The sequence below is a fragment of the Micromonospora sp. NPDC127501 genome, from assembly GCF_040302185.1.
GTDB lineage: Bacteria > Actinomycetota > Actinomycetes > Mycobacteriales > Micromonosporaceae > Micromonospora.
In genome coordinates this window covers 22,743-44,805 of sequence record NZ_JBEORJ010000009.1, presented here as the reverse complement: position 1 = coordinate 44,805, position 22,063 = coordinate 22,743, and the positions used below count along the sequence as shown (strand labels likewise).

The following is a 22,063-nucleotide window of genomic DNA, read 5'->3' as shown; positions in this document are numbered from 1 at the left end:
CCATGGGACGAGGAGGGTTCGGGCCTTGAGGCAAAAGCTCGCGCGCGTTATCGGTGGGGTCGCCATGGTGGCGCTCGTCGCCGGCGGAACCGCATGCTCCAGTGGCGACGATGCGGCAGGCGGGGGCGGTGACGCCTGCGGCAGCAAGATCGCGTTCTTCGGCGCGCTGACCGGCAGCTCGGCCGCGCTCGGCATCAACGAGAACAACGGTGTCAAGCTCGCCGTCGACAAGTACAACAAGGAAAACGCCGACTGCAAGGTCGAGCTGGCCTCCCTGGACTCGCAGGGCAGCCCCGACCAGGCACCTGGTCTGGCGCAGAAGGCGATCGACGACACCAAGATCCTCGGCGTCGTCGGCCCGGCCTACTCGGGTGAGTCCGAGGCCGCTGGCCCGCTGTTCAACGAGGCCGGCCTGGTGACCATCACCCCGTCCGCGACCCGGCCGAGCCTGGCCGACCAGAAGTGGAAGACCTTCTTCCGCGCGGTCGGCAACGACTTCAGCCAGGGCCCGGCGGCCGGCAACTACATGAAGAACGTGATGAAGGCCGACAAGGTCTACGTCATCGACGACCAGTCCGCGTACGGCGCCGGCCTGGCCGACGAGGTCAAGAAGCTGCTCGGCCCGGCGGTCGTCGGCTCGGACAAGGTCCAGGGCGAGGGCAAGCAGACCGAGTTCTCCGGCGTGGTCACCAAGGTCAAGGCCGCCAACGTGAAGGCGATCTTCTACGGCGGTTACTACCAGGAGGCCGGCCTGATCCGTAAGCAGCTCACCGCTGCCGGGGTCACCGCGCCGCTGGTCGCCGGCGACGGCGTCAACGACGGTGCGTACATCACCTCCGCTGGTCAGGCGGCGGCCGAGGGCACCATCCTCACCTGCCCGTGCCAGCCGGCCGCTGAGGCCCGGGGCACCTTCGTGCAGGAGTTCAAGGCGCTCAACGGCACCGACCCGGGCACCTACAGCGACACCGCCTACGACGCGGCGAACATCCTGCTGGCCGGTATCAAGGCTGGCAAGACCACCCGCGAGAGCCTGCTGGAGTTCGTGAAGGGCTACAGCGGCGAGGGTGTCGCGGCGAGCTACAAGTTCACCGAGACCGGCGAGCTGGACCCGGCTCAGGTCAAGGTCTGGGCCTTCAAGGTCACCGGCGGCAAGGTTGTCCCGGATCAGGAGATCCCGAAGTCCTGATGTTGGTCGCTGCTTCGGCGATTGAGTTGTGATCGCGGGTGCGGCCGGGAGCTGCTCGCTCCCGGCCGCACCCCAATTTTCTCTCCAGACGTGATGGAGCGTCCCTCCCTTGGACTTCAATGGACTGTTCTCCAACTTCGGGGAACTCACCACGACCGGCCTGACCCAGGGCGCGATCTACGCCCTGGTCGCGCTCGGCTACACGCTGGTCTACGGCGTGCTGAGACTCATCAACTTCGCTCACTCCGAGGTCTTCATCGCCGGCGCGTTCGCGGCGATCTGGACCTGGAACGGCTTTGGACTCGACCAGAACTCACAGGTCAGCGGGGTTGGATCGATCCTGTTCTACCTGCTGGTGGCGATGATCGTCGCCGCCATCGCCTCGGCGGGTACCGCGACGGTGATCGAGCGGGTGGCGTACCGGCCGTTGCGTAAGCGCAACGCCCCGCCGCTGGCCTTCCTGATCACCGCGATCGGCGCCTCGATCGCGATCTCCGAGGCCTTCGGCATCTGGACCCGCCGACTGCCGGAGGGCGCGCCCAGCCTGGTGAGCAGCAAGCCGCTGTTCCACCTCTTCGGCGTGCCGATCGACTCGGTGCAGCTGCTGACGATCGGCGCGGCGCTGCTGATGATGGTCCTGCTGGACCTCTTCATCAACCGCAGCCGTACCGGCCGGGGCATCCGGGCCGTGGCCCAGGACGCCAACACCGCCGCGCTGATGGGCGTGAACAAGGACCGGATCATCCTGATGGTCTTCATCACCGGTGGTGCCATGGCCGGTGTGGCCGGTCTGCTCTACGACGTGCGGATCCAGACGCTGACCTACAGCGTCGGCTTCCTGCTGGGGCTCAAGGCCTTCACCGCCGCGGTGCTGGGTGGTATCGGTAACCTGCGCGGCGCGCTGATCGGTGGCCTGCTGCTGGGCGTGGTGGAGAACTACGCCGCAGGTCTGTTCGGTAGTCAGTGGAAGGACTTCGCTGCCTTCGCGGTGTTGGTGGTGCTGCTGATGTTCCGGCCGACCGGTCTGCTGGGCGAATCGCTGGGGAGGGCACGAGCATGACGACCGTCCTGGAGAGGGTGCGCTCCGGCCGCGAGGCGGCCGGAGAACGGTGGCGCGGCGCGCCGCGCTGGGTGCGCTGGGCGTTGCTGGTCGCGGTGATCGCGTTCTTCTACGCGCTACCGAACAGGGAGTTCTACCAGTATCTCGGGCCGATCCCGACCCCCGGTGCGAACTTCACGCAGGTGCTGTTCACCGTCTCGATCTACGTGCTGCTGGCCGTCGGGTTGAACATCGTGGTCGGTTTCGCCGGCCTGCTCGACCTGGGCTACTTCGGCTTCTTCGCCGTCGGCGCGTACACCGTCGCGGTGCTGACCTCGCCGAGCAGCAACCTCAAGACGCTCTGGCCGTGGCTGCTCGTGGTGCCGCTGGCGATCGGGCTGACCATGCTCTCGGGTGTGATGCTCGGTACGCCGACGCTGCGTCTGCGCGGCGACTACCTGGCGATCGTGACGCTCGGCTTCGCCGAGATGATCCGGATCGCCGCGGTCAGCTCGGAGTTCCTCAAGGGCCAGCGGGGTTTCAACCAGATCCCGCACCCGCCCGGCAAGTACGCCGACGGCAAGCCGTTCTTCGGCGTGCTGGACGCCCGGCCGTACTACTGGCTGGTGCTCACGCTGATCATCCTGGTGGTGATCGGTGTGCGGAACCTGACGCACAGTCGGGTCGGTCGGGCCTGGATCTCGATCCGGGAGGACGAGGACGCCGCGCAGCTGATGGGCGTGCCGACGTTCAAGTTCAAGCTCTGGGCGTTCGCCTCGGGTGCCGCGATCGCCGGCCTGGCCGGCGCACTCTTCGCGGGTAAGCAGAACTTCGTCAACTCGCAGAACTTCGAGCTGCTCAACTCGATCATCATCCTGGCGGCGGTGATCTTCGGTGGTTCGGGCAACATCGTCGGCGCGATCGTCGGCGGTGGCCTGGTGGCGTACATGATCGAGCGGTTCCGCGGCATCGAGCTGTTCGGCGTGGAGCTGTACGAGTACCGGTTCCTGATCTTCGGTCTGGTCCTCGTGGTGATGATGATCTTCCGGCCGGAAGGCCTGATTCCGAACCGACGACGGGCGGCGGAGTTCAAAGACCGTCGCAAGGAGGTGATCGTCGGTGAGTGACACCGATCAGACGCCGGCTGTTCCGGCGCAGGCGGGCGCGCCGGCGGTGGAGGCGGTCCCCAGCCGGGAGCCGCTGCTGGAGGTCGACGACGTCACGCTGCGCTTCGGCGGCGTGGTCGCGCTCGACAACGTCAACTTCACCCTCTACAAGGGGGAGATCCTCGGGCTGATCGGCCCGAACGGCGCTGGCAAGACCACCTGCTTCAACGCGATGACCGGTATCTACCAGCCCACCAAGGGTGAGATCCGGTTCCGTGGCGGCAAGATCAGCGGGAAGAAGCGCCACCAGATCACCCAGATGGGTATGGCCCGGACGTTCCAGAACATCCGCCTGTTCCCGGAGATGACCGCCCTGGAGAACGTCCAGGTCGGCGCGGACGCGCACCACAAGACCAGTGTGCTCTCCGCTCTGTTCCGGTTGCCCCGGCACCGGCGCGAGGAGCGCGAGGGACGGGAGAAGGCCGAGCGGCTGCTGGAGTTCGTCGGCATCCGGCACCGGCTGCACGAGTTCGCCCGCAACCTCTCCTACGGGGAGCAGCGGCGGTTGGAGATCGCCCGGGCGCTGGCCACCGATCCGGTGCTGCTCTGCCTGGACGAGCCGGCCGCCGGCTTCAACCCGGCGGAGAAGGAGGAGCTGCTCCAGCTCATCCGGCAGGTCCGGGACACCGGCGTGACCGTGCTGCTGATCGAGCACGACATGCGCCTGGTCATGGGCGTCACTGACCGGATCGTCGTGCTGGAGTTCGGAAAGAAGATCGCCGAAGGGCTGCCCGCCGAGGTGCGGGACAACCCGAAGGTGGTCGCGGCGTACCTGGGGGTGCCGGACGATGTTGCTTGAGATCGAGGATGTGAGCCTGCTCTACGGGCGGATCCAGGCGTTGCACGGCATCAGCCTGACCGTGGCCGAGGGTGAGATCGTCGCGCTGATCGGCGCCAACGGCGCCGGGAAGTCGACCACCATGCGGGCGATCTCCGGGATTCGGCCCATCGCCACCGGCAGCATCCGCTTCGAGGGCGAGGACATCTCCAAGCTCCGGGCGGACCTGCGGGTCCGGCGGGGGCTCTGCCAGGCGCCCGAGGGTCGTGGGATCTTCCCCGGCATGTCGGTGCTCGAGAATCTGGACATGGGGGCGTATACCCGGCGCGACCGCGCCGGGATCGCCGAGGACCTGGCCCGGGTGCTCGACCTCTTCCCGAGGCTGGCGGAGCGACGTAAGCAGGCCGGAGGTACCCTCTCCGGCGGCGAGCAGCAGATGCTGGCGGTCGGTAGGGCATTGATGAGCCGGCCCAAGCTGCTGTTGCTCGACGAGCCCTCGATGGGGCTGGCGCCAATGCTGATCCAACAGATCTTCGACATCATCAAGGAGATCAACGAGCAGGGCACCACAGTCCTGCTGGTGGAGCAGAACGCGCAGCAGGCGCTGGCCCGAGCGCACCGGGCGTACGTGCTCGAGACCGGCAGGATCGTCAAGACCGGGACCGGCGCCGAGCTGCTGCACGACCCGGCGGTCAAAGAGGCCTACCTCGGCGTGGCCTGAGCGGCCGTCACACCCCTCACGCAAGGAGTGCAGAGACATGTTCAATACCAACGGTGCCCGCCGGGCGGCGCTCGGCGCCGCCAGTGCGGCGCTGATCGCCCTCTCGCTGACGGCGTGTGGGGAGAAGGAGAACAGCGGCTCGCCCGGCGCCGGTCCGACCGTCACGGCGGCGGCCGACTCGGCGCTGGCCGGGAAGGTGCCCGACGCCATCAAGTCCGACGGTGTGATCAAGGTCGGCACCGACTCGACGTACGCCCCGGCGGAGTTCCTCGACGCCGACGGTAAGACGGTGGTCGGCTTCGACGTCGAGCTGTTCAACGCGGTGGCGCAGAAGCTCGGTCTCAAGGCCGAGTACGAGTCGGCGCCCTTCGACGCGATCCTGCCCGGCGTCGACTCCGCCAAGTACGAGGTCGGGGTGTCGTCGTTCACGATCAACGCCGAGCGGCTCAAGAGCGTCAACATGGTGAGCTACTTCTCCGCCGGCACCCAGTGGGTGACCAAGGCCGGCAACGCGGCCAAGATCGACATTGAGAACGCCTGCGGCAAGAAGATCGCCGTGCAGACCGGCACCGTGCAGTTCGACGACATCACCGCCCGGTCGAAGAAGTGCACCACCGGCGGCAAGCCGGCGATCACCATCGACCAGTACCAGGCGCAGAGCGACGCCACGGCCGCCGTGTTCAGCGGCAAGAACGACGCCATGCTGGCCGACTCGCCGGTCGGAGCGTACGCGGTGAAGCAGAGCAACGGCTCGCTGGAGCTGGTCGGCGAGATCTACGAGTCCGCCCCGTACGGCTACGCCGTCAAGAAGGACCAGACCGCCTTCGCCGAGGTGCTCAAGGAGGCCGTCCAGGCGGTCATCGCCGACGGCTCGTACCAGACCGCGTTGAAGAAGTGGGGCGTCGAGGGCGGCGCCATCACCTCCTCGGCGCTGAACCCCGCCAGCTGACGCATGTCGTCGGAAACGGACACAACCGAACGGGCACGGCCGGAACCCATCCAGGCCGTGCCCGTCCGGCATCCCGGGCGTTGGGTAGCGGTCGCCGTGATCGGGGTGCTGGTGGCCATGTTCGTCCACCTGCTGGTGACGAACAAGGCGTTCAACTGGGCGTTCATGGTCGACGAGATGTTCCGGCCGCCGATCATGGAGGGTCTGCGCGGCACGCTCGCGCTGACCGTGCTCGCGATGGTGATCGGCGTCAGTCTCGGCGTTGTCGTCGCGATCATGCGGTTGTCGGAGAACCCGATCCTGCGGGGCGTCTCCTGGGCGTACACCTGGTTCTTCCGGGCGGTGCCCCGGCTGGTGCTGGCGATCCTCTTCGGCAACCTCGGCATCCTCTGGGCCCGGATCGAGTTCGGGCTCCCGTTCGATCGGCAGATCGGCGCGCTCTTCGGCGTGGACGACTTCGAGGCACGTCTGTTCGGCTTCTCCGCGCTGGAGATCCTCACGGGATTCGTCGCCGGCATGCTGGCGCTCGGGCTCTCCGAGGCGGCGTACATGGCCGAGATCGTTCGGGCCGGGATCCAGTCGGTGGACGAGGGGCAGACCGAGGCGGCGCAGGCGCTGGGCCTGAGCCGTACCCAGATCCTGCGCCGCATCGTGCTGCCGCAGGCGATGCGGGTGATCATCCCGCCGACCGGCAACGAGACCATCGCGATGCTCAAGGACACCTCGCTGGTGGCCTTCGTGCCGGTCTCCACCGAGCTGTTCTTCCAGCTCAAGGCCGTGGGTAACCGGACCTTCCAGGTCTTCCCGATGTACGTGGCAGCCTGCCTGTGGTACTTGCTGCTGACCAGCGTGCTGCTCGTCGGGCAGTACTACCTGGAGCGGCACTTCTCCAAGGGGTTCGGCAAGAGCGCCCAAGCGAAGATCAGACTGCGCGGGATCACCGCGGAGGCCGGCGGTAGCGCGAGCGAGGCGGGTCGGTGATGACACAGGTGACGACACCGGCGGAGGCCGCGGGAACGGCCGGCGACGGCGTGATGGTCCGCGCCGAGCAGGTGCACAAGTCGTTCGGGTCGGTGGAGGTGCTCAAGGGCATCGACCTGGAGGTCCGCAGCGGCGAGGTCTGCTGTCTGCTCGGGCCCTCCGGCTCCGGCAAGTCGACGTTCCTGCGCTGCATCAACCATCTGGAGAAGATCAACGCCGGCCGGATCCGGGTGGACGGCGACCTGATCGGCTACCGGGAGCGCGGCGGCAAGCTGCACGAGATGCGGGAGAAGGAGATCGCCGCCCAGCGCCGCGCGATCGGCATGGTGTTCCAGCGGTTCAACCTCTTTCCGCACATGACCGCCCTGCAGAACGTCGCCGAGGCGCCGGTGCTGACGGGCCGGGAGCGCAAGGGCGCGGCCCGGGACCGGGCCGCCGCGCTGCTCCAGCGGGTCGGGCTCGGCGACAAGCTGGGCAACTACCCGGGGCAGCTCTCCGGCGGGCAGCAGCAGCGGGTGGCCATCGCCCGGGCGTTGGCGATGCAGCCGAAGCTGATGCTCTTCGACGAGCCCACCAGCGCGCTGGACCCGGAGCTGGTCGGCGAGGTGCTCGACGTGATGAAGGACCTGGCCCGCGACGGCATGACGATGATCGTGGTGACCCATGAGATCGGCTTCGCCCGGGAGGTCGGCGACTCGCTGGTCTTCATGGACGACGGCGTGGTGGTGGAGTCCGGCGCGCCGCGCGAGGTGATCGCCAACCCCCGGCACGACCGGACGAAGGCGTTCCTGGCCAAGGTGCTCTGAGCCGGGGGTCAGGAACTCCTGCCTGACCCGGTGGCCAAGGAGGCGTACCTCGGCGTGGCCTGACAGCTACTGCGGGACGAACGAGCCGGCCGGTGAGGGGTGCCCCTCACCGGCCGGCTCGCATCCATCAGACGCCGGGACCGTCAGCTCATGAAGTAGCTGAGGTACCAACCGCGTACACCGCACCGAGCGCCGCACTTCGGGTACGTGGTGAGTGTGCAGTCGTGCGAGACGTACCGCTCTCCAGCAGCGTTGCAGGCATCCTCGCTGGGATACGGATTGGTGGTCGTGTGGACCCAGCCGTCGGCATGGGCTGGCACGGCCACCCCCACCACCCCGGTCAGGCCGAGAAACATAGTTACCAGGACGCGACTCGTCCACTTCTTCATCGATAACCCCCGTTGCGAGAAAGATTGAGGGGAGTCTAACTGCGATGATCGAGTCCGGCTGTCCCGTCCGGGCCAATGATCGCGGTACCCACCCGACCAGTGCCTGCGCGGGATGAGCTCCGCTGCCCGTCCGACGTGGCGAGCAAGGTTGTCGGTGCGACGGACTAGAGTCGCTGCCGTGACAGCTACGACATCGTGACTGCTCTTCGTCGACGACATTCCATGTCACACCGGGCTCTCTTCGCTCTGCCGGTGGAAAACTTCTCTCCACCACGACGGGATGCCAGCCCAGGACGTGAAACGCCCGGCGGTTCATCCGCCGGGCGTTTCACGTCCTGCCGAATCGGGCTAGCTTATGTAGAGCCGGAGCCAGTAGCCGCGCGTACCGCACCGATCGCAGGCCACAGCCTGGGTGGTTGCCGAACCGGCGATGCGCTCAGCCGCGACTGGACGGCTGCCGCTGAACCCCGGTGCGCACCAGTAGGTGGTGTAACCGGCGGCCACCTTCGCTCGGCCGTCGGCCTCGCATTGGGGCAGCTCCGAGGGATAGTAGAAGGACATCGTGATCCAGCCGCCCGCCTGAGCCGGGGCGGCCGTGGCCGTGAGCCCACCCGCCGCGACAAGCATCGCCACGACGACTTGCATGATCGTCTTACGCATTCGCAACCCCCGTTGATCGAAGTTGCAATCAACCTAATCGATGGCCACGATCATCGCTGCCCCGTTCGGCGGCAGGGTCGTCGCCGACGGGCATGCGGCCAGTAGAGGTCCTCCCGGCCGCACCGCCGGCCTCAGCTCGCGAAGTGGTTGAGGTGGTGACCCCTCTGCGCGAGGTGGTCGGCGGATCTGTCGGTGCTACGGACTAGAGTCGCTGCCGTGACAGCTACGACACCGCGCTTGCTCCTCGTCGACGGACATTCCATGGCATACCGGGCGTTCTTCGCCCTGCCGGTGGAAAACTTCTCCACCACGACGGGTCAGCCGACCAACGCGGTGTACGGCTTCACCTCGATGCTGATCAACGTGCTGCGCGACGAGCAGCCCACCCACATCGTCGTGGCCTTCGATGTCTCCCGCCACTCCTTCCGCACGGACAAGTACGCGGAGTACAAGGCCGGCCGCAGCGAGACTCCGACCGACTTCAAGGGCCAGGTCAGCCTGGTCAAGGAGGTCCTGGCCGCGCTGCAGATCCCGGTGGTGGAGAAGGAGGGCTTCGAAGCCGACGACGTCATCGCCACGCTCGCCTGCCAGGCCCGCGACCAGGGCATGTCGGTGCTGATCAGCAGCGGTGACCGCGACGCGTTCCAGTTGGTCGACGATCAGATCACCGTCCTCTATCCGCGTAAGGGCGTCTCCGACCTGGCCCGGATGGACCCGGCGGCGATCGAGGCGAAGTACGGCGTTCCGCCGCAGCAGTACCGGGACCTCGCCGCGCTGGTCGGCGAGACCAGTGACAACCTGCCCGGCATCCCGGGCGTCGGCCCGAAGACCGCGGCCAAGTGGATCACCACGTACGGCGGGGTGGAGGGCGTGATCGCCCGGGCCGACGAGATCAAGGGCAAGGCCGGCGACAGCCTGCGGGAACGGCTCGCCGACGTGATCCGCAACTACGAGATCAACTGCCTCGTCTCCGACCTGGAGCTGCCGCTGCGCCCGGAGGACACCCGCTGGACGGGTTGGGACCGGGAGGCGGTGCACCAGGTCTTCGACACCCTGGAGTTCCGCATCCTGCGCGACCGTCTCTACCAGTACCTGGAGGCGGTCGAGCCGGAGGCCGAGTCCGGCTTCGACCTCACCGGCGAGGTGCTCACCGAGCCCGGTGCGCTGGCCGGGTGGCTGACCACGCACGTTCCGACCGGCACCCCGGCGGGGTTGGCGGTCAAGCTCGACACCGGCCCCAACCGCCGGCACACCGCCTCGATCACCGGTCTCGCGCTGGCCACCGCCGGCGGCGCGGCTGCCTGGGTCGACCCGGCGCAGCTCGACCCGACCGACGAGGGCGCCCTGGCCGGCTGGTTGGCCGACGAGCAGCGCCCCAAGGTGCTGCACGACAGCAAGCCGGCCGTGCTGGCCTGCGCCGCGCACGGCTGGCAGCTCGCCGGCATCGTCCGGGACACGCAGATCGCCGCGTACCTGGCCCGCCCCGACCAGCGGTCCTACGACCTGACCGACCTGGCGCTGCGTTACCTGCACCGGGAGCTGCGGGTGGACGTCCCGGAGTCCGGCCAGCTCACCCTCGACGGTCTCGGCGACGAAGGGGTTGTCGAGCAGAACCTGATGCTCCAGGCCCGGGCCACCCTCGACCTGGCCGACGCGATCGACGCCGAGCTGTCCCGCGACGGCGAGCAGTCCGCCCGGCTGATGGCCGGCGTGGAGCTGCCGCTGATGCGGGTGCTGGCCACCATGGAGAGCACCGGCATCGCCGCCGACACCCACTATCTCTCCGAGCTGGAGGCCCACTTCGCCGCCGAGGTGAAGGCCGCCGCGCAGGGCGCGTACGAGGCGGTGGGTCGGGAGTTCAACCTCGGCTCGCCCAAGCAGTTGCAGGAGATCCTCTTCACCGAGCTGGGTCTGCCGAAGACCAAGAAGATCAAGACGGGTTACACCACCGACGCCGACGCCCTGCAGTGGCTCTACGCGCAGCAGCCGCACCCGGTGCTGGCCCACCTGCTGCGTCACCGGGACGTGGCCAAGCTCAAGTCGACCGTCGACGGGCTGCTGAAGTCGGTGTCCGACGACGGCCGGATCCACACCACCTTCAACCAGACCGTGGCGGCCACCGGTCGGCTCTCCTCCACCGAGCCCAACCTGCAGAACATCCCGATCCGCACCGAGGAGGGCCGTCGGATCCGTCGGGCCTTCGTGGTGGGGGAGGGCTACGAGTGTCTGCTCACCGCCGACTACAGCCAGATCGAGATGCGCATCATGGCGCACCTCAGCTCGGACGACGCGCTGATCGACGCGTTCAACTCCGGCGCCGACTTCCACGCTGCCACCGCCTCGTCGGTCTTCGGGGTGCCACTGGACGAGGTGACCCCCGACCAACGCCGCAAGATCAAGGCCATGAACTACGGCCTGGCGTACGGCCTGAGCGCCTTCGGCCTGTCCCAACAGCTCAGCATCAGCACCGAAGAGGCGCGCGGGCTGATGGAGAACTACTTCGCCGGCTTCGGTGGGGTGCGCGACTACCTCCAGCAGGTGGTCGCCCGGGCCCGCCAGGACGGCTACACCTCCACCATCCTCGGCCGACGCCGCTACCTGCCCGACCTGGTCAGCGACAACCGGCAGCGCCGTGACATCGCGGAGCGGATGGCGCTCAACGCCCCCATCCAGGGCTCCGCCGCCGACATCATCAAGGTGGCGATGCTGCACGTCGACACCGCGCTGCGCGAGGCTGGGCTGGGCTCACGGATGCTGTTGCAGGTGCACGACGAGTTGGTCTTCGAGGTCGCCCCGGGTGAGCGGGAGTCGTTGGAGGCCCTGGTCCGGCGGGAGATGGGCGAGGCTTACCCGTTGTCGGTGCCGCTGGAGGTGTCGGTCGGTCTGGGCCGGGACTGGAACAGCGCGGATCACTGATCGTTTCTTGGTTGCGGTGTGGGGGTTCCGGGGCAGCCCGACCCGCTCCGGGCGGTCAGGCTTGATCCCTGCGTGGGTCGGGCCGCCCCGGAACCCCTGACCGGGTCGCTCCGTCGCGGCCGTAGGAGTGGTAGGCGCTAACCGGATCAAGCGGAGCCCTCGCGCCGCCCGTCCCCACAGCGCCCAGCGTGCACCGACGGCCGCGCGCCGGTTCTTACTTCATCGGGTCGTGGCCCCAGTTCATGAGGGACCAGCGCCACTTGGTGTCGCGGACGTTGCCGGAGGGACGCTGCGCCATGTGCCGGCGTACGTAGCCGACCACCTTGCGCATGTGCTTGTAGTCGCCCTCGGACAGGTCACCGCGTTTGCGGCGGAGCAGGTTGATGATCTTCCGACCGGACTCGTGCCCGACGGACTCGCCACCACCAGCACGACCGCCCTTGTGCCAGCCGACCTGCTTCGACTCGTCGGTCTCCAGCCACGTGGACAGCTCACCGGGCTTCATGTTCACCGCTTCGGTGAACTCCCGGTAGGTGTCCCGGCCGTCGTCACTTCTGCTCATGACGCAGCGCCTCGGGGCGGTGGGCCACGTCGCGGCCCGTGCTGTCACTGCGGACCCGGTACTGCGGGTCGTCGGGGGCCGCGTTCACCGCCCGCCCGCGGATCCGCGTCCGCTCGGTGATCGTCCCCCGCACCACGCCGTACGCGCGGCTGCCGTGGGCCGACCAGGAGACGTGGTCGCCCTGGTGGAATCTCTGTTCGGCCATGGTCGTCGGCTACCCGACCCGGCCAGGGAGAAACGGCTACGGGGTGATCTCGGCGGTCGGCAGCTTGTCGCACCCCGCGGCGGCGCTCACCCGGTGGGCTTCTCGGTGACGAAGATGGCGGTGCCGGGGAAGAGTCGTCCGCGCAGCGGGCTCCACTGCCCCCAGATCCCCTTGTGCCCCTCCGGCCACTCCGGCTCCACCAGGTCCAGCAGCCGGAACCCGGCGCCGACCAGCTCTCGGATCCGGTCGCCGAGGGTGCGGTGCTGCTCGACGTAGGTGGCCACGCCGCTCTCGTCCTGCTCCACGTACGGGGAGCGGTCGAAGTACGAGTGCACGGCCGTCAGGCCGCCCTCGCCGGGGTCGTCGAGGAAGATCCACCGCATCGGGTGGGTCACCGAGAACACCCACCGACCGCCTGGGCGCAGCACCCGGTGCACCTCGGCGAGCAGCGCCGCCGAGTCGTCCACGAACGGGATCGCGCCGAACGCGGTGCAGGCGACGTCGAACGACCGGTCGGCGAACGGCAGGGCGAGCGCGTCGGCCTGCACCAGCGGTACGCGTACCCCGGTGCGGTCGGCGGCCTCGGCGGCGTGCCGCAACATGCCGGCGGACAGGTCGAAGGCGACCGGCCGGGCGCCCTGGGTGGCGAGCCAGCGGGCGGCGGCCGCGGCGCCGGCGCCCACCTCCAGCACCCGCCGCCCCGACACGTCGCCGAGCAGCCGGGCGTCGGCCTCGCGCAGGCCCTCGGGGCACCACACGAAGTCCACGTCGCCGAGGAACGCGCCGTGTTCGGCCTGGTAGTCGTCGGCGTCGGTGTCCCACCAGCCGCGGTTGGCGCGCCGGGCCTCGGCGTCACCCACCCGGCGCCGGGTAACCCGGCTGTCGTCATCCACGCGCTCACGCTAGGCCCCACCCACCCCGTTGGGTACGGCGGCGCGCGTCCGCGATCTGAGCGACCCCTCGCGCGGTCGGCGTGATCGGCTCCTCTTCGGTGACGTCGCGGTGTCCGAGCCGGCGGGCCGCACCGACTTCCGGGAAGCCGGGTCGATCAGGCGCGGCCCGTGGTGCGCGCCGGCGGGGTGGGAGGGGCTGCTGTGACGCAGGAGACAGCAGGGGTGTTTTCCGGGCGATTGTTCGGCTTTCGCAGGTCATCGCACGAAGAGAACCCGGGAGGGCTTGCACGCTGTGGTAATGCGCACGGTAGGCTAGACGATGCGCTCGCGGATCGCGTTGCCTCGGCAGGGAGCAGGTGCGCGGTCGACGGAGCCACATCATGATCTCACTAGGCGATCGTTCGGTGTGCCCGGCGACGGATCCGCTGGCGCGAACAGGTCACTGCGACACACCAGCCTGCTGTGACAACCCACCGACCGGAGCAACCGCCCACATGACGAGCAGCATCGAGGCCCCCTCGAGCGCCACCCGGGTCACCCACGACGATCTCGGTTCCGAGGAGGCATTCCTCGCCGCGATCGACGAGACCATCAAGTACTTCAACGACGGCGACATTGTCGAAGGCACCGTCGTCAAGGTCGATCGGGACGAGGTCCTGCTCGACATCGGCTACAAGACCGAGGGTGTCATCCCCTCTCGGGAGTTGTCGATCAAGCACGACGTGGACCCCGCCGAGGTTGTGACGGTTGGCGACCACATCGAGGCCCTTGTCCTCCAGAAGGAGGACAAGGAGGGTCGTCTGATCCTCTCCAAGAAGCGGGCGCAGTACGAGCGGGCCTGGGGCACGATCGAGAAGATCAAGGACGAGGACGGCGTCGTCCGCGGTTCGGTCATCGAGGTGGTCAAGGGCGGCCTCATCCTCGACATCGGGCTGCGCGGCTTCCTGCCCGCGTCCCTGGTCGAGATGCGTCGTGTGCGCGACCTGCAGCCGTACGTCGGGCGGGAGCTCGAGGCCAAGATCATCGAGCTGGACAAGAACCGCAACAACGTGGTCCTGTCCCGCCGGGCCTGGCTGGAGCAGACGCAGTCCGAGGTGCGCACCGAGTTCCTCAACAAGCTGCAGAAGGGCCAGGTCCGCAAGGGCGTCGTGTCCTCGATCGTCAACTTCGGCGCCTTCGTGGACCTGGGCGGCGTCGACGGTCTGGTGCACGTCTCCGAGCTGTCCTGGAAGCACATCGACCACCCGTCCGAGGTCGTCGAGGTTGGCCAGGAGGTCGAGGTCGAGGTCCTGGACGTCGACCTGGACCGCGAGCGGGTCTCGCTGTCGCTGAAGGCGACCCAGGAAGACCCGTGGCGGCAGTTCGCCCGCACCCACGCGATCCAGCAGATCGTGCCGGGTAAGGTCACCAAGCTGGTTCCGTTCGGTGCGTTCGTCCGCGTCGACGACGGCATCGAGGGCCTGGTCCACATCTCTGAGCTGGCCGAGCGCCACGTGGAGATCCCGGAGCAGGTCGTCCAGGTTGGCTCCGAGGTCATGGTCAAGGTCATCGACATCGACCTTGAGCGCCGCCGGATCTCGCTGTCGCTCAAGCAGGCCAACGAGGGCTTCGTCGAGGGCGAGGAGCACTTCGACCCGACCCTCTACGGCATGGCCGCGACGTACGACACCGAGGGCAACTACATCTACCCCGAGGGCTTCGACCCGGAGACGGGCGAGTGGCTCGAGGGGTACGACAAGCAGCGCGAGACCTGGGAGAACCAGTACGCCGAGGCTCGTCTGCGCTGGGAGGCCCACACCAAGCAGGTGCAGACCTCTCGGGCCGCCGACGCCGAGGCTGCCGCCAACCCGACTCCGGCCGTTCCGGCCGCTGGCGGTGGCGGTGGCGGTGGCGGTGGCACCACCTCCTCATCCAGCCCGGCCCCGAGCCGGCAGGCCGAGGAGCCGGCCGGCACGCTGGCCACCGACGAGGCGCTCGCCGCACTGCGGGAGAAGCTCGCCGGCGGTAAGTGACCCGCTGAACGACGACGGGCCCCGTCCCCGCGATCTCCGGATCGCTGGGGGCGGGGCCCTCGCCGTACCCGCCCGTGCCCCGCACTCGCCGCAGCGGCGCGAGTTTCGGGAGCGCGAGTTGCGGGGGTGGTGCGCGGCGTCCGGGGCGCTGTTGCGGGCGCGGTGAGCCCGGCGGCTGGTGCGGACCGCCAAGATCGTGCTCGATCCATGATGTAGGGGCCTCCCGGGCGCCGCACACCACTACATCCTGGTTCGAGCACGATCTTGGCGCGGGGCGCGGGGCGCGGGGCGCGGGGCGCGGGGCGCGGGGCGCGGGGCGCGGGGCGCGGGGCGCGGGGCGCGGAGCCGGGGGACCGCGACCGGGGCCGGGGCCGGATGCCGGTGCCGGAGCGCGAGCGGGTAGCGGTCGGGGCTGGTGGTTGGGAGGCGCCGGACCGTGGGTGGGTTTGGCGGCGGGCTTGTCGATCCGGTTGACTGTTCGGGTGCTGAGGGTGGGGTTGACCGGCGGGATCGGGTCAGGCAAGAGCGCGGTGGCCGCGCGGCTCGTCGAGCGGGGCGCGGTGCTGATTGACGCCGACCGGGTGGCCCGGGAGGTGGTGGCGCCAGGTTCGGACGGGCTGGCCGAGATCGTCGCCGCCTTCTCCGATGCGGTGGTGGACGCCGACGGCGCACTGGACCGTGCCGCACTGGGAGCGGTGGTGTTCGCCGACGAGACCGCCCGCCGTCGGCTGGAGGCGATCACCCACCCCCGGGTGCGGGCCCGCACGGCGGAGCTGACTGCCGCGGCGGCACCCGACGCGATAGTCGTCAACGACGTACCGCTGCTGGTCGAGGTGGGTCTCGCGCCGACGTACCACCTGGTGGTCGTGGTGCAGACGGCCGTGGCGACCCGACTGGAGCGGCTGGCGCGCGACCGGGGGATGGGTCGCGCGGAGGCCGAGCGGAGGATCGCCGCCCAGGCCGACGACGCCCGCCGCCGGGTGGCGGCGGACGTGGTGCTGACCAACGACGGGAGCCTGACGGCGCTGCACGACGCCGTCGACCTGCTCTGGAAGCAGCGGTTGGTGCCCTACGAGGACAACCTGCGTCAGCGGCGGGTGGTCCCGCCGGACGCGGTGGAGTTGGCCGGCGCCGACGCGAGTTGGCCGGAGCAGTACGCGCGGCTGGCCGCCCGGATCCAGCACGCGCTCGGCTCGGATGCCCTGCGGATCGATCACATCGGTTCGACGGCGGTGCCCGGCCTGGCCGCCCAGAACGTCATCGACGTGCAGGTGGCGGTCGCCAGCCTCGCCGACGCCGACGGGCCGTTGGCCGATCGGCTGGCGAGCGCCGGGTTTCCGCGGGTGCCGGGGCAGTGGTGGGACGACCCGCGCCCGGCCGGCAGGGGCCGGTGGGAGAAGCGGCTGCACGGCAGTGCGGACCCGGCCCGCCCGGTTCGTCTGCACGTGCGGGTGGCGGATTCGCCGGGTTGGCGGTACGCGCTGCTGATGCGCGACCACCTGCGTGCCGACCCGGATCAGCGGGCCGCGTACCTGCTGCTCAAGCGGGACCTGGTCGACGCGGCGCCGGAGGCCGGTGATTCCGGCACGGCCCGCAACCCGTGGTTCGACGAGGAGTACCTGCGGGCCGAGCAGTGGGCGGAGCAGACCGGCTGGCACCCCTGAGGCACCGGTCAGCGGGCACCGGGGCGAGGGGTCGAAGACCGAGGGGCCGAAGGTCGAGGGGCAGTGGGCCGAGGGTTGGCGGCCAGTCGGGGTACGACGGCGGGCTGGAGATCCAGGTATGCCCACGCGCCGGCGTCGGTCCGCAACTCGAGCCGGCGGAGCGACCCGTCCCGGTCGAGCCAGTAACGCAGCCGCGCGTCGGCCGGACCCGACTCGATGACGTCCACGGTCCGTCCGGCGGCAACGTCCTCGCGTACCCGCACTGCCGTGCCGCGCTGCCCGACGGACCCGGCGGCGATTGCGGCGTCGACCAGCACGCTCAGGTCGTCCCGGCCGGGCCGGGAGACCCGCCATCCGCCGGCCGGGGGTGGCAGCGGCGGCCGGGCCGGTGCCTCCGCGGTGCCGCCGCCGGCATCGGCCGCCGGCAGGTCCGCCCGGGCCAGACCGGCGGCGTCGCGGCGCAGCAGGGTCCGGCGGTCCGGTACGCCCAGGTCGGCGACCGCGAGGTACGCGGTACGCGCGCTCCAGCTCAACCAGCCGGCGCCCCGCAGGTTCGTGTCCGTGCCCGTCGGCGCGGTCAGCGTCACCGTGGCACCGCCGTGGGCGCGGAGCCGGGCCGGCAGCCGGTCGAGCCGACGCTGCTCGGCGTCGGTCAGCGCGCGGGACAGACCGGGGCGGCCGCCGAGTGCGTCGACCGGCCGTAGTGTCGGCCGGTCCGCGCGGTTGAAGATCATCGTGACCGGTCCGGCGTCGGGCAGCCGGGTCACCAACTTGTGCAGCCGGGCGTCCTGGTCGAGCCAGTACCGGGTCGGTCCGTCCGGGGTGGGCGTCGCGGCGCTGGGGGTGCCGATCGCCGTGCTGGCGGATGGCGCGCCGGTGGGCAGTGGTGCCTGTATGACGTCCAGTGGGCCGGCCGGGACGGTCTCCCGGGCGATCCAGCGCGCCCCGTCGGGCGGTGCCGTCCGGGTCGTGGTGTCGGGTCGGTCGGCCGCGAGATCGAGCAGCAGGTCGAGCACCGGTGCCAGGTGCGACCCGGGTGCCAGCCGGTGCAGCCGCCACCGGTCCGTCGGGGGCATCAGTGGTGGGGCGGCGGGGGTGGGCACCGCCGCCGGATCGGGCCGGATCACGAGCACCGGACCGCTCTTCTGCAACAGTCCCCGTTCGGTGCCCGCTCCCGGCCCGCCCACGTCGAGGTAGAGCAGTGACCGGGACCAGTCCACCCAGCCCACCAGTTCGATGCGGGCGGCGCCGGTGCCGGCCGTGACCCGTACGCCGGCGCGCAGGTCCCGCAGGTTGGTGACCCGCACGGCGGCCAGCCGGTCGCGCTCCCCCAGGGTCAGCGGCCGGGCCGGCTCGGGCGGGTCGGGCGCCCAGCTCAACAGCCCGAGCACCAGCGCCGCCGCGGACGTCACCGCCGTCAGACCGAGCAGCAGCAGCACCGTACGTCGACGACGGCCGGCCGAGGGCGGCCCGGTGGTGTCGGCGGCCTCGGTGGTGTCGGCGGGTTTCGGGGTGTCGTCGCGGCGGATAGTGGCGCGGCTCTCCGCGAGGCTTCGCTCGGCGACGGCCCGCCGCGTGTCGTCGGTCTTGCGGCCGGCGGTGGCTCGGCGCGCGCCGCCGCTGGTCCGGCCGGCCGTGGGCCTACCTCCGGCGTCGCTGGGGGTCCGGCTGGCCGCCGAGGCGCTGCCGCCCGGGCCGGTGCGGTGCCGCCCGCTGCGGGCGGTGCCCGGGTCGTCCGGCGGGGGTGTGGCGGTGCGGGCAGTGTCGGGCGCCGGGGTCGGAGAGGTGTCCACGGAGATGAAACGGGCGGGGAGGCACCGGGGTGACGAGCAGGGGCGCTCGCGGCGGCCGGTCAGCGCCTCGAGCGCGACCACACGGGTGCGCACGCCGGACGAGCCGGGTGCTGCGACCGCAGTGCCGGGGGTGACTGGCCGTGATGTCGGCCTGGCCACCGGCCCGGTCGGCCGCCGCGAGCGGCCTACATGAAGAGGGTAGTCCCGGTGACATGGGCCACACAATGGGAATATTGAAGCTGATCACGTACCTGGCGTGACGGCCGTTCCTGTCGGACCTCCGGCGTACCGTTGATGGCATGGCGCTCGACATTCCCCGGCTGGACAGCCGCTTCCAGGTCGTCAGTGACTTTCAGCCGGCCGGCGACCAACCGGCGGCCATCGATGAACTTGAGCGTCGGGTTCGGCGCGGCGACCGCAACACCGTGCTGCTCGGCGCGACCGGCACCGGCAAGAGCGCCACCACGGCGTGGCTGATCGAGCGGCTGCAGCGCCCCACCCTGGTGCTCGCCCCGAACAAGACGCTCTGCGCGCAGCTGGCCAAGGAGTTCAGCGAGCTGCTGCCGCACAACGCGGTCGAATACTTCGTCTCGTACTACGACTACTACCAGCCCGAGGCCTACATCCCGCAGACCGACACCTACATCGAGAAGGATTCCTCGATCAACGAGGAGGTGGAGCGGCTGCGGCACTCGGCGACGATGTCGCTGCTCACCCGGCGCGATGTGATCGTGGTGGCGACCGTCTCGGCGATCTACGGCCTGGGCACCCCTGAGGAATACCTCAACCGGGCGGTGAAGGTGCAGATCGGGCAGGAGCTCGACCGCGACCAGTTGCTGCGCCGGCTCGTCGACATCCAGTACACCCGCAACGACATGGCCTTCCAGCGGGGCACCTTCCGGGTCCGCGGCGACACGCTGGAGATCATCCCGGCGTACGAGGAGCTGGCGGTCCGCATCGAGATGTTCGGCGACGAGGTGGAGAAGCTCTACTACCTCAACCCGTTGACCGGCGACGTGGTCCGCGAGGTCGACCAGCTGGTGATCTTCCCGGCCACGCACTACGCGGCCGGTCCGGAGCGGATGGAGCGGGCGATCCGCGACATCGAGGTGGAGCTGGCCGAGCGCCTCGCCGAGCTGGAGCGGCAGGGCAAGCTGCTGGAGGCGCAGCGGCTGCGGATGCGAACCACCTACGACATCGAGATGATGCGGCAGGTGGGCTTCTGCTCCGGCATCGAGAACTACTCGATGCACATGGACGGGCGGCTGCCCGGCAGCCCGCCGCACGCCCTGCTCGACTACTTCCCCGACGACTTCCTCACAGTGGTCGACGAGTCGCACGTGACCATCCCGCAGATCGGCGGCATGTACGAGGGCGACGCGTCGCGTAAGCGGATGCTCATCGACCACGGCTTCCGGCTGCCCAGTGCGGCCGACAACCGGCCGCTGCGCTTCGACGAGTTCCTGGAGCGGGTCGGCCAGATGGTCTTCCTCTCCGCGACCCCCGGCACCTGGGAGATGGAGCAGGCGCAGGGTGAGTTCGTCGAGCAGGTGATCCGACCCACCGGTCTGGTCGACCCGGAGGTCGTGATCAAGCCGACCAAGGGCCAGATCGACGACCTGATGCACGAGATCAAGCTGCGCACCGATCGGGACGAGCGGGTGCTGGTCACCACGCTGACCAAGAAGATGGCCGAGGACCTGTCCGACTACCTCCTGGAGAACGGCATCCGGGTGCGCTACCTGCACTCGGAGGTCGACACGTTGCGCCGGGTGGAGCTGCTGCGCGAGCTGCGCAAGGGCGACTACGACGTGCTCGTCGGCATCAACCTGCTCCGCGAAGGTCTGGACCTGCCCGAGGTGTCGCTGGTGGCGATTCTCGACGCCGACAAGGAGGGCTTCCTGCGCAGCGGCCGGTCGCTGATCCAGACCATCGGGCGGGCCGCCCGTAACGTCTCCGGCCAGGTGCACATGTACGCCGACAAGATCACCCCGTCGATGGCGGCGGCGATCGACGAGACCGATCGGCGTCGGGCCAAGCAGATCGCGCACAACGAGGCGCACGGCATCAGCCCGGAGCCGCTGCGTAAGAAGATCCACGACATTCTGGACGACATCTACCGCGAGGCGGAGGACACCGAGAACTCCCGGGTCGGTGGCGCGGTGCGTCAGCTTTCCCGAGGCAAGGCGCCGGTCAAGGAGACCCGCAGCCGGAGCCGGTCCGCCGCGAGCACCACATCCCGGGAGGGGATGGCCCGCGCCGACCTCGCCCAGCTCATCCAGGAGCTCAACGACCAGATGTTGGCCGCCGCACGCGAGCTTCAGTTCGAGTTGGCGGCCCGTATCCGCGACGAGGTCTCCGACCTGAAGAAGGAGCTGCGCGGCATGGACGCCGCCGGCGTGAAGTGACGGCCACCCGGCCGGCCCCGCTCAGCGCTCCGCTCGGGCCCGGCCGGCCGGGGCACGCGAAGGGCGGGCACTGGTGACGGCGGTGGCGCCGATCGGCAAGATGGTCCTCGGGGTGCCCGACGCCAGCCTGCGTCCGTTCGTCGACCGGTACGTGGGCTACCGGGAACGGGCGGACGTGCCACTGGTCCGCCGGGAGTCGGCGGGCGTCTTCGTGGTGCTGATCCTGGGCTGGGGTGCTCCGCTGGACGTGACCGATCCGCGTAGCGCGCAGCGCGGCGTCACCGCTGTCGACTCGTTCGTGGCCGGCACCTTCGACAGTTGGTGCACCACGCGCACCGTGGGCGTGGGGGAGGGCGTCGAGTTGCTGCTCGCCCCCCTCACCGCCCGCCGGCTTCTCGGTCTGCCTCTGAGTGAGCTGACCAATCGGGCCGTCGGCGTCGGGCAACTCCCGGGCCGTTGGCTGGAACGGCTGCGCGGCCGGCTGGCCGAGGCCCCCGGCTGGTCGGAACGGTTCGACCTGCTCGACCGGGTGCTCGCCGCCCGGCTGGCGGCGTCCCCGCCGGTGGACCCGCGGCTCGACTGGGCGTGGCGGTGGCTGGCTGCCAGTGGTGGGCGGGGGAGCGTCGGTGTGCTCGCCGACGAGTTGGGCTGGAGCCGCCGGCACCTCGCGTCCCGGTTCCGGCAGGAGGTCGGGCTGCCGCCCAAGATGGCCGCGCGGCTGCTGCGTTTTCAGCAGGCTCACGCCGCGTTGACCCAGGCCGGCGGGGTCGGGCGGGGAGTCGACTGGGCCGCCGTGGCGGCGGGCTGCGGCTACTACGACCAGTCCCACCTGATCCGGGACTTCCACGAGTTCGCGGGGGCCACGCCGGCCGCGCTGCTCGCCGCCCGCTGACGAGCGCCGGCCGACCGAGGCCGGGCCGGCGACCGCCGAGCCG

The 22,063-nt window shown here is 70.0% G+C and carries 17 protein-coding genes and 1 pseudogene; 13 read left to right on the top strand and 5 right to left on the bottom strand.

Translation table 11 applies throughout. The features are described from left to right. Positions 1-25 precede the first annotated feature (25 nt). From ABTW72_RS20830 to ABTW72_RS20795, 8 genes are all read left to right on the top strand, one after another. Positions 26-1,186: a branched-chain amino acid ABC transporter substrate-binding protein gene (locus ABTW72_RS20830; RefSeq protein ID WP_350861075.1), complete on the top strand. Its 1,161-nt coding sequence runs from the start codon at positions 26-28 to the stop codon at positions 1,184-1,186. Positions 1,187-1,295: 109 nt separating this feature from the next. Further along, positions 1,296-2,246: a branched-chain amino acid ABC transporter permease gene (locus ABTW72_RS20825; RefSeq protein WP_112582681.1), complete on the top strand. Its 951-nt coding sequence runs from the start codon at positions 1,296-1,298 to the stop codon at positions 2,244-2,246. Next, on the top strand, positions 2,243-3,352 hold the full coding sequence (locus ABTW72_RS20820) for a branched-chain amino acid ABC transporter permease (protein WP_091407909.1): 1,110 nt from the start codon (positions 2,243-2,245) through the stop codon (positions 3,350-3,352). The genes ABTW72_RS20825 and ABTW72_RS20820 overlap by 4 nt, the downstream gene beginning before the upstream one ends. Beyond that, a complete protein-coding gene (locus tag ABTW72_RS20815; protein WP_393222009.1) occupies positions 3,345-4,190 on the top strand; it encodes an ABC transporter ATP-binding protein in 846 nt (281 codons plus the stop codon). The genes ABTW72_RS20820 and ABTW72_RS20815 overlap by 8 nt, the downstream gene beginning before the upstream one ends. Further along, entirely contained in the window at positions 4,180-4,890 is a 711-nt protein-coding gene (locus ABTW72_RS20810; RefSeq protein ID WP_350861072.1) for an ABC transporter ATP-binding protein, read from the top strand. Before ABTW72_RS20815 ends, ABTW72_RS20810 begins: the two co-directional genes overlap by 11 nt. Before the next feature lie 37 nt (positions 4,891-4,927). Continuing rightward, the gene (locus ABTW72_RS20805; protein WP_350861070.1) at positions 4,928-5,839 is read left to right on the top strand and encodes an ABC transporter substrate-binding protein; all 912 of its coding nucleotides are present in this window, start codon (positions 4,928-4,930) and stop codon (positions 5,837-5,839) included. A 3-nt stretch (positions 5,840-5,842) separates the two neighbouring features. Next, on the top strand, positions 5,843-6,820 hold the full coding sequence (locus ABTW72_RS20800; RefSeq protein WP_112582677.1) for an amino acid ABC transporter permease: 978 nt from the start codon (positions 5,843-5,845) through the stop codon (positions 6,818-6,820). After that, on the top strand, positions 6,820-7,626 hold the full coding sequence (locus ABTW72_RS20795) for an amino acid ABC transporter ATP-binding protein (RefSeq protein ID WP_350861068.1): 807 nt from the start codon (positions 6,820-6,822) through the stop codon (positions 7,624-7,626). The genes ABTW72_RS20800 and ABTW72_RS20795 overlap by 1 nt, the downstream gene beginning before the upstream one ends. Positions 7,627-8,363: 737 nt before the next feature. Here ABTW72_RS20795 and ABTW72_RS20790 read toward each other — a convergent pair. After that, the gene (locus ABTW72_RS20790; protein WP_350861066.1) at positions 8,364-8,675 is read right to left on the bottom strand and encodes a hypothetical protein; all 312 of its coding nucleotides are present in this window, start codon (positions 8,673-8,675) and stop codon (positions 8,364-8,366) included. Between the two features lie 216 nt (positions 8,676-8,891). On the opposite strand from ABTW72_RS20790, the gene polA reads away from it, so the two are divergent. Next, a complete protein-coding gene (gene polA, locus ABTW72_RS20785; protein WP_350861064.1) occupies positions 8,892-11,591 on the top strand; it encodes a DNA polymerase I in 2,700 nt (899 codons plus the stop codon). Positions 11,592-11,808: 217 nt separating this feature from the next. Here the strand turns inward: polA and ABTW72_RS20780 are convergent. From ABTW72_RS20780 to ABTW72_RS20770, 3 genes and pseudogenes are all read right to left on the bottom strand, one after another. Then, a pseudogene (locus tag ABTW72_RS20780) lies at positions 11,809-12,153 on the bottom strand (DUF3140 domain-containing protein); the annotation flags it as partial. Next, positions 12,140-12,358: a hypervirulence associated TUDOR domain-containing protein gene (locus ABTW72_RS20775; protein WP_350861062.1), complete on the bottom strand. Its 219-nt coding sequence runs from the start codon at positions 12,356-12,358 to the stop codon at positions 12,140-12,142. The pseudogene ABTW72_RS20780 and the gene ABTW72_RS20775, both read right to left, overlap by 14 nt. Before the next feature lie 86 nt (positions 12,359-12,444). Next, a complete protein-coding gene (locus ABTW72_RS20770; RefSeq protein WP_350861060.1) occupies positions 12,445-13,251 on the bottom strand; it encodes a class I SAM-dependent methyltransferase in 807 nt (268 codons plus the stop codon). Positions 13,252-13,745: 494 nt separating this feature from the next. Here ABTW72_RS20770 and rpsA point away from each other — a divergent pair, with 494 nt between their 5' ends. Together rpsA and coaE are read left to right on the top strand one after the other, a co-directional pair. After that, positions 13,746-15,263: a 30S ribosomal protein S1 gene (gene rpsA, locus ABTW72_RS20765; RefSeq protein WP_350861058.1), complete on the top strand. Its 1,518-nt coding sequence runs from the start codon at positions 13,746-13,748 to the stop codon at positions 15,261-15,263. Positions 15,264-15,745: 482 nt separating this feature from the next. Continuing rightward, complete coding sequence (coaE, locus tag ABTW72_RS20760; RefSeq protein ID WP_350861056.1) at positions 15,746-16,927, top strand: dephospho-CoA kinase; 1,182 nt, start codon at positions 15,746-15,748, stop codon at positions 16,925-16,927. A gap of 8 nt (positions 16,928-16,935) precedes the next feature. Here coaE and ABTW72_RS20755 read toward each other — a convergent pair whose 3' ends face one another. Further along, a complete protein-coding gene (locus tag ABTW72_RS20755; RefSeq protein ID WP_350861054.1) occupies positions 16,936-18,813 on the bottom strand; it encodes a hypothetical protein in 1,878 nt (625 codons plus the stop codon). A gap of 206 nt (positions 18,814-19,019) precedes the next feature. Here ABTW72_RS20755 and uvrB point away from each other — a divergent pair, with 206 nt between their 5' ends. Next, complete coding sequence (gene uvrB, locus ABTW72_RS20750; protein WP_350861052.1) at positions 19,020-21,128, top strand: excinuclease ABC subunit UvrB; 2,109 nt, start codon at positions 19,020-19,022, stop codon at positions 21,126-21,128. 73 nt (positions 21,129-21,201) lie between these two features. Continuing rightward, entirely contained in the window at positions 21,202-22,020 is an 819-nt protein-coding gene (locus ABTW72_RS20745) for a helix-turn-helix domain-containing protein (protein WP_350861050.1), read from the top strand. The last annotated feature ends 43 nt before the right edge of the window (positions 22,021-22,063 follow it).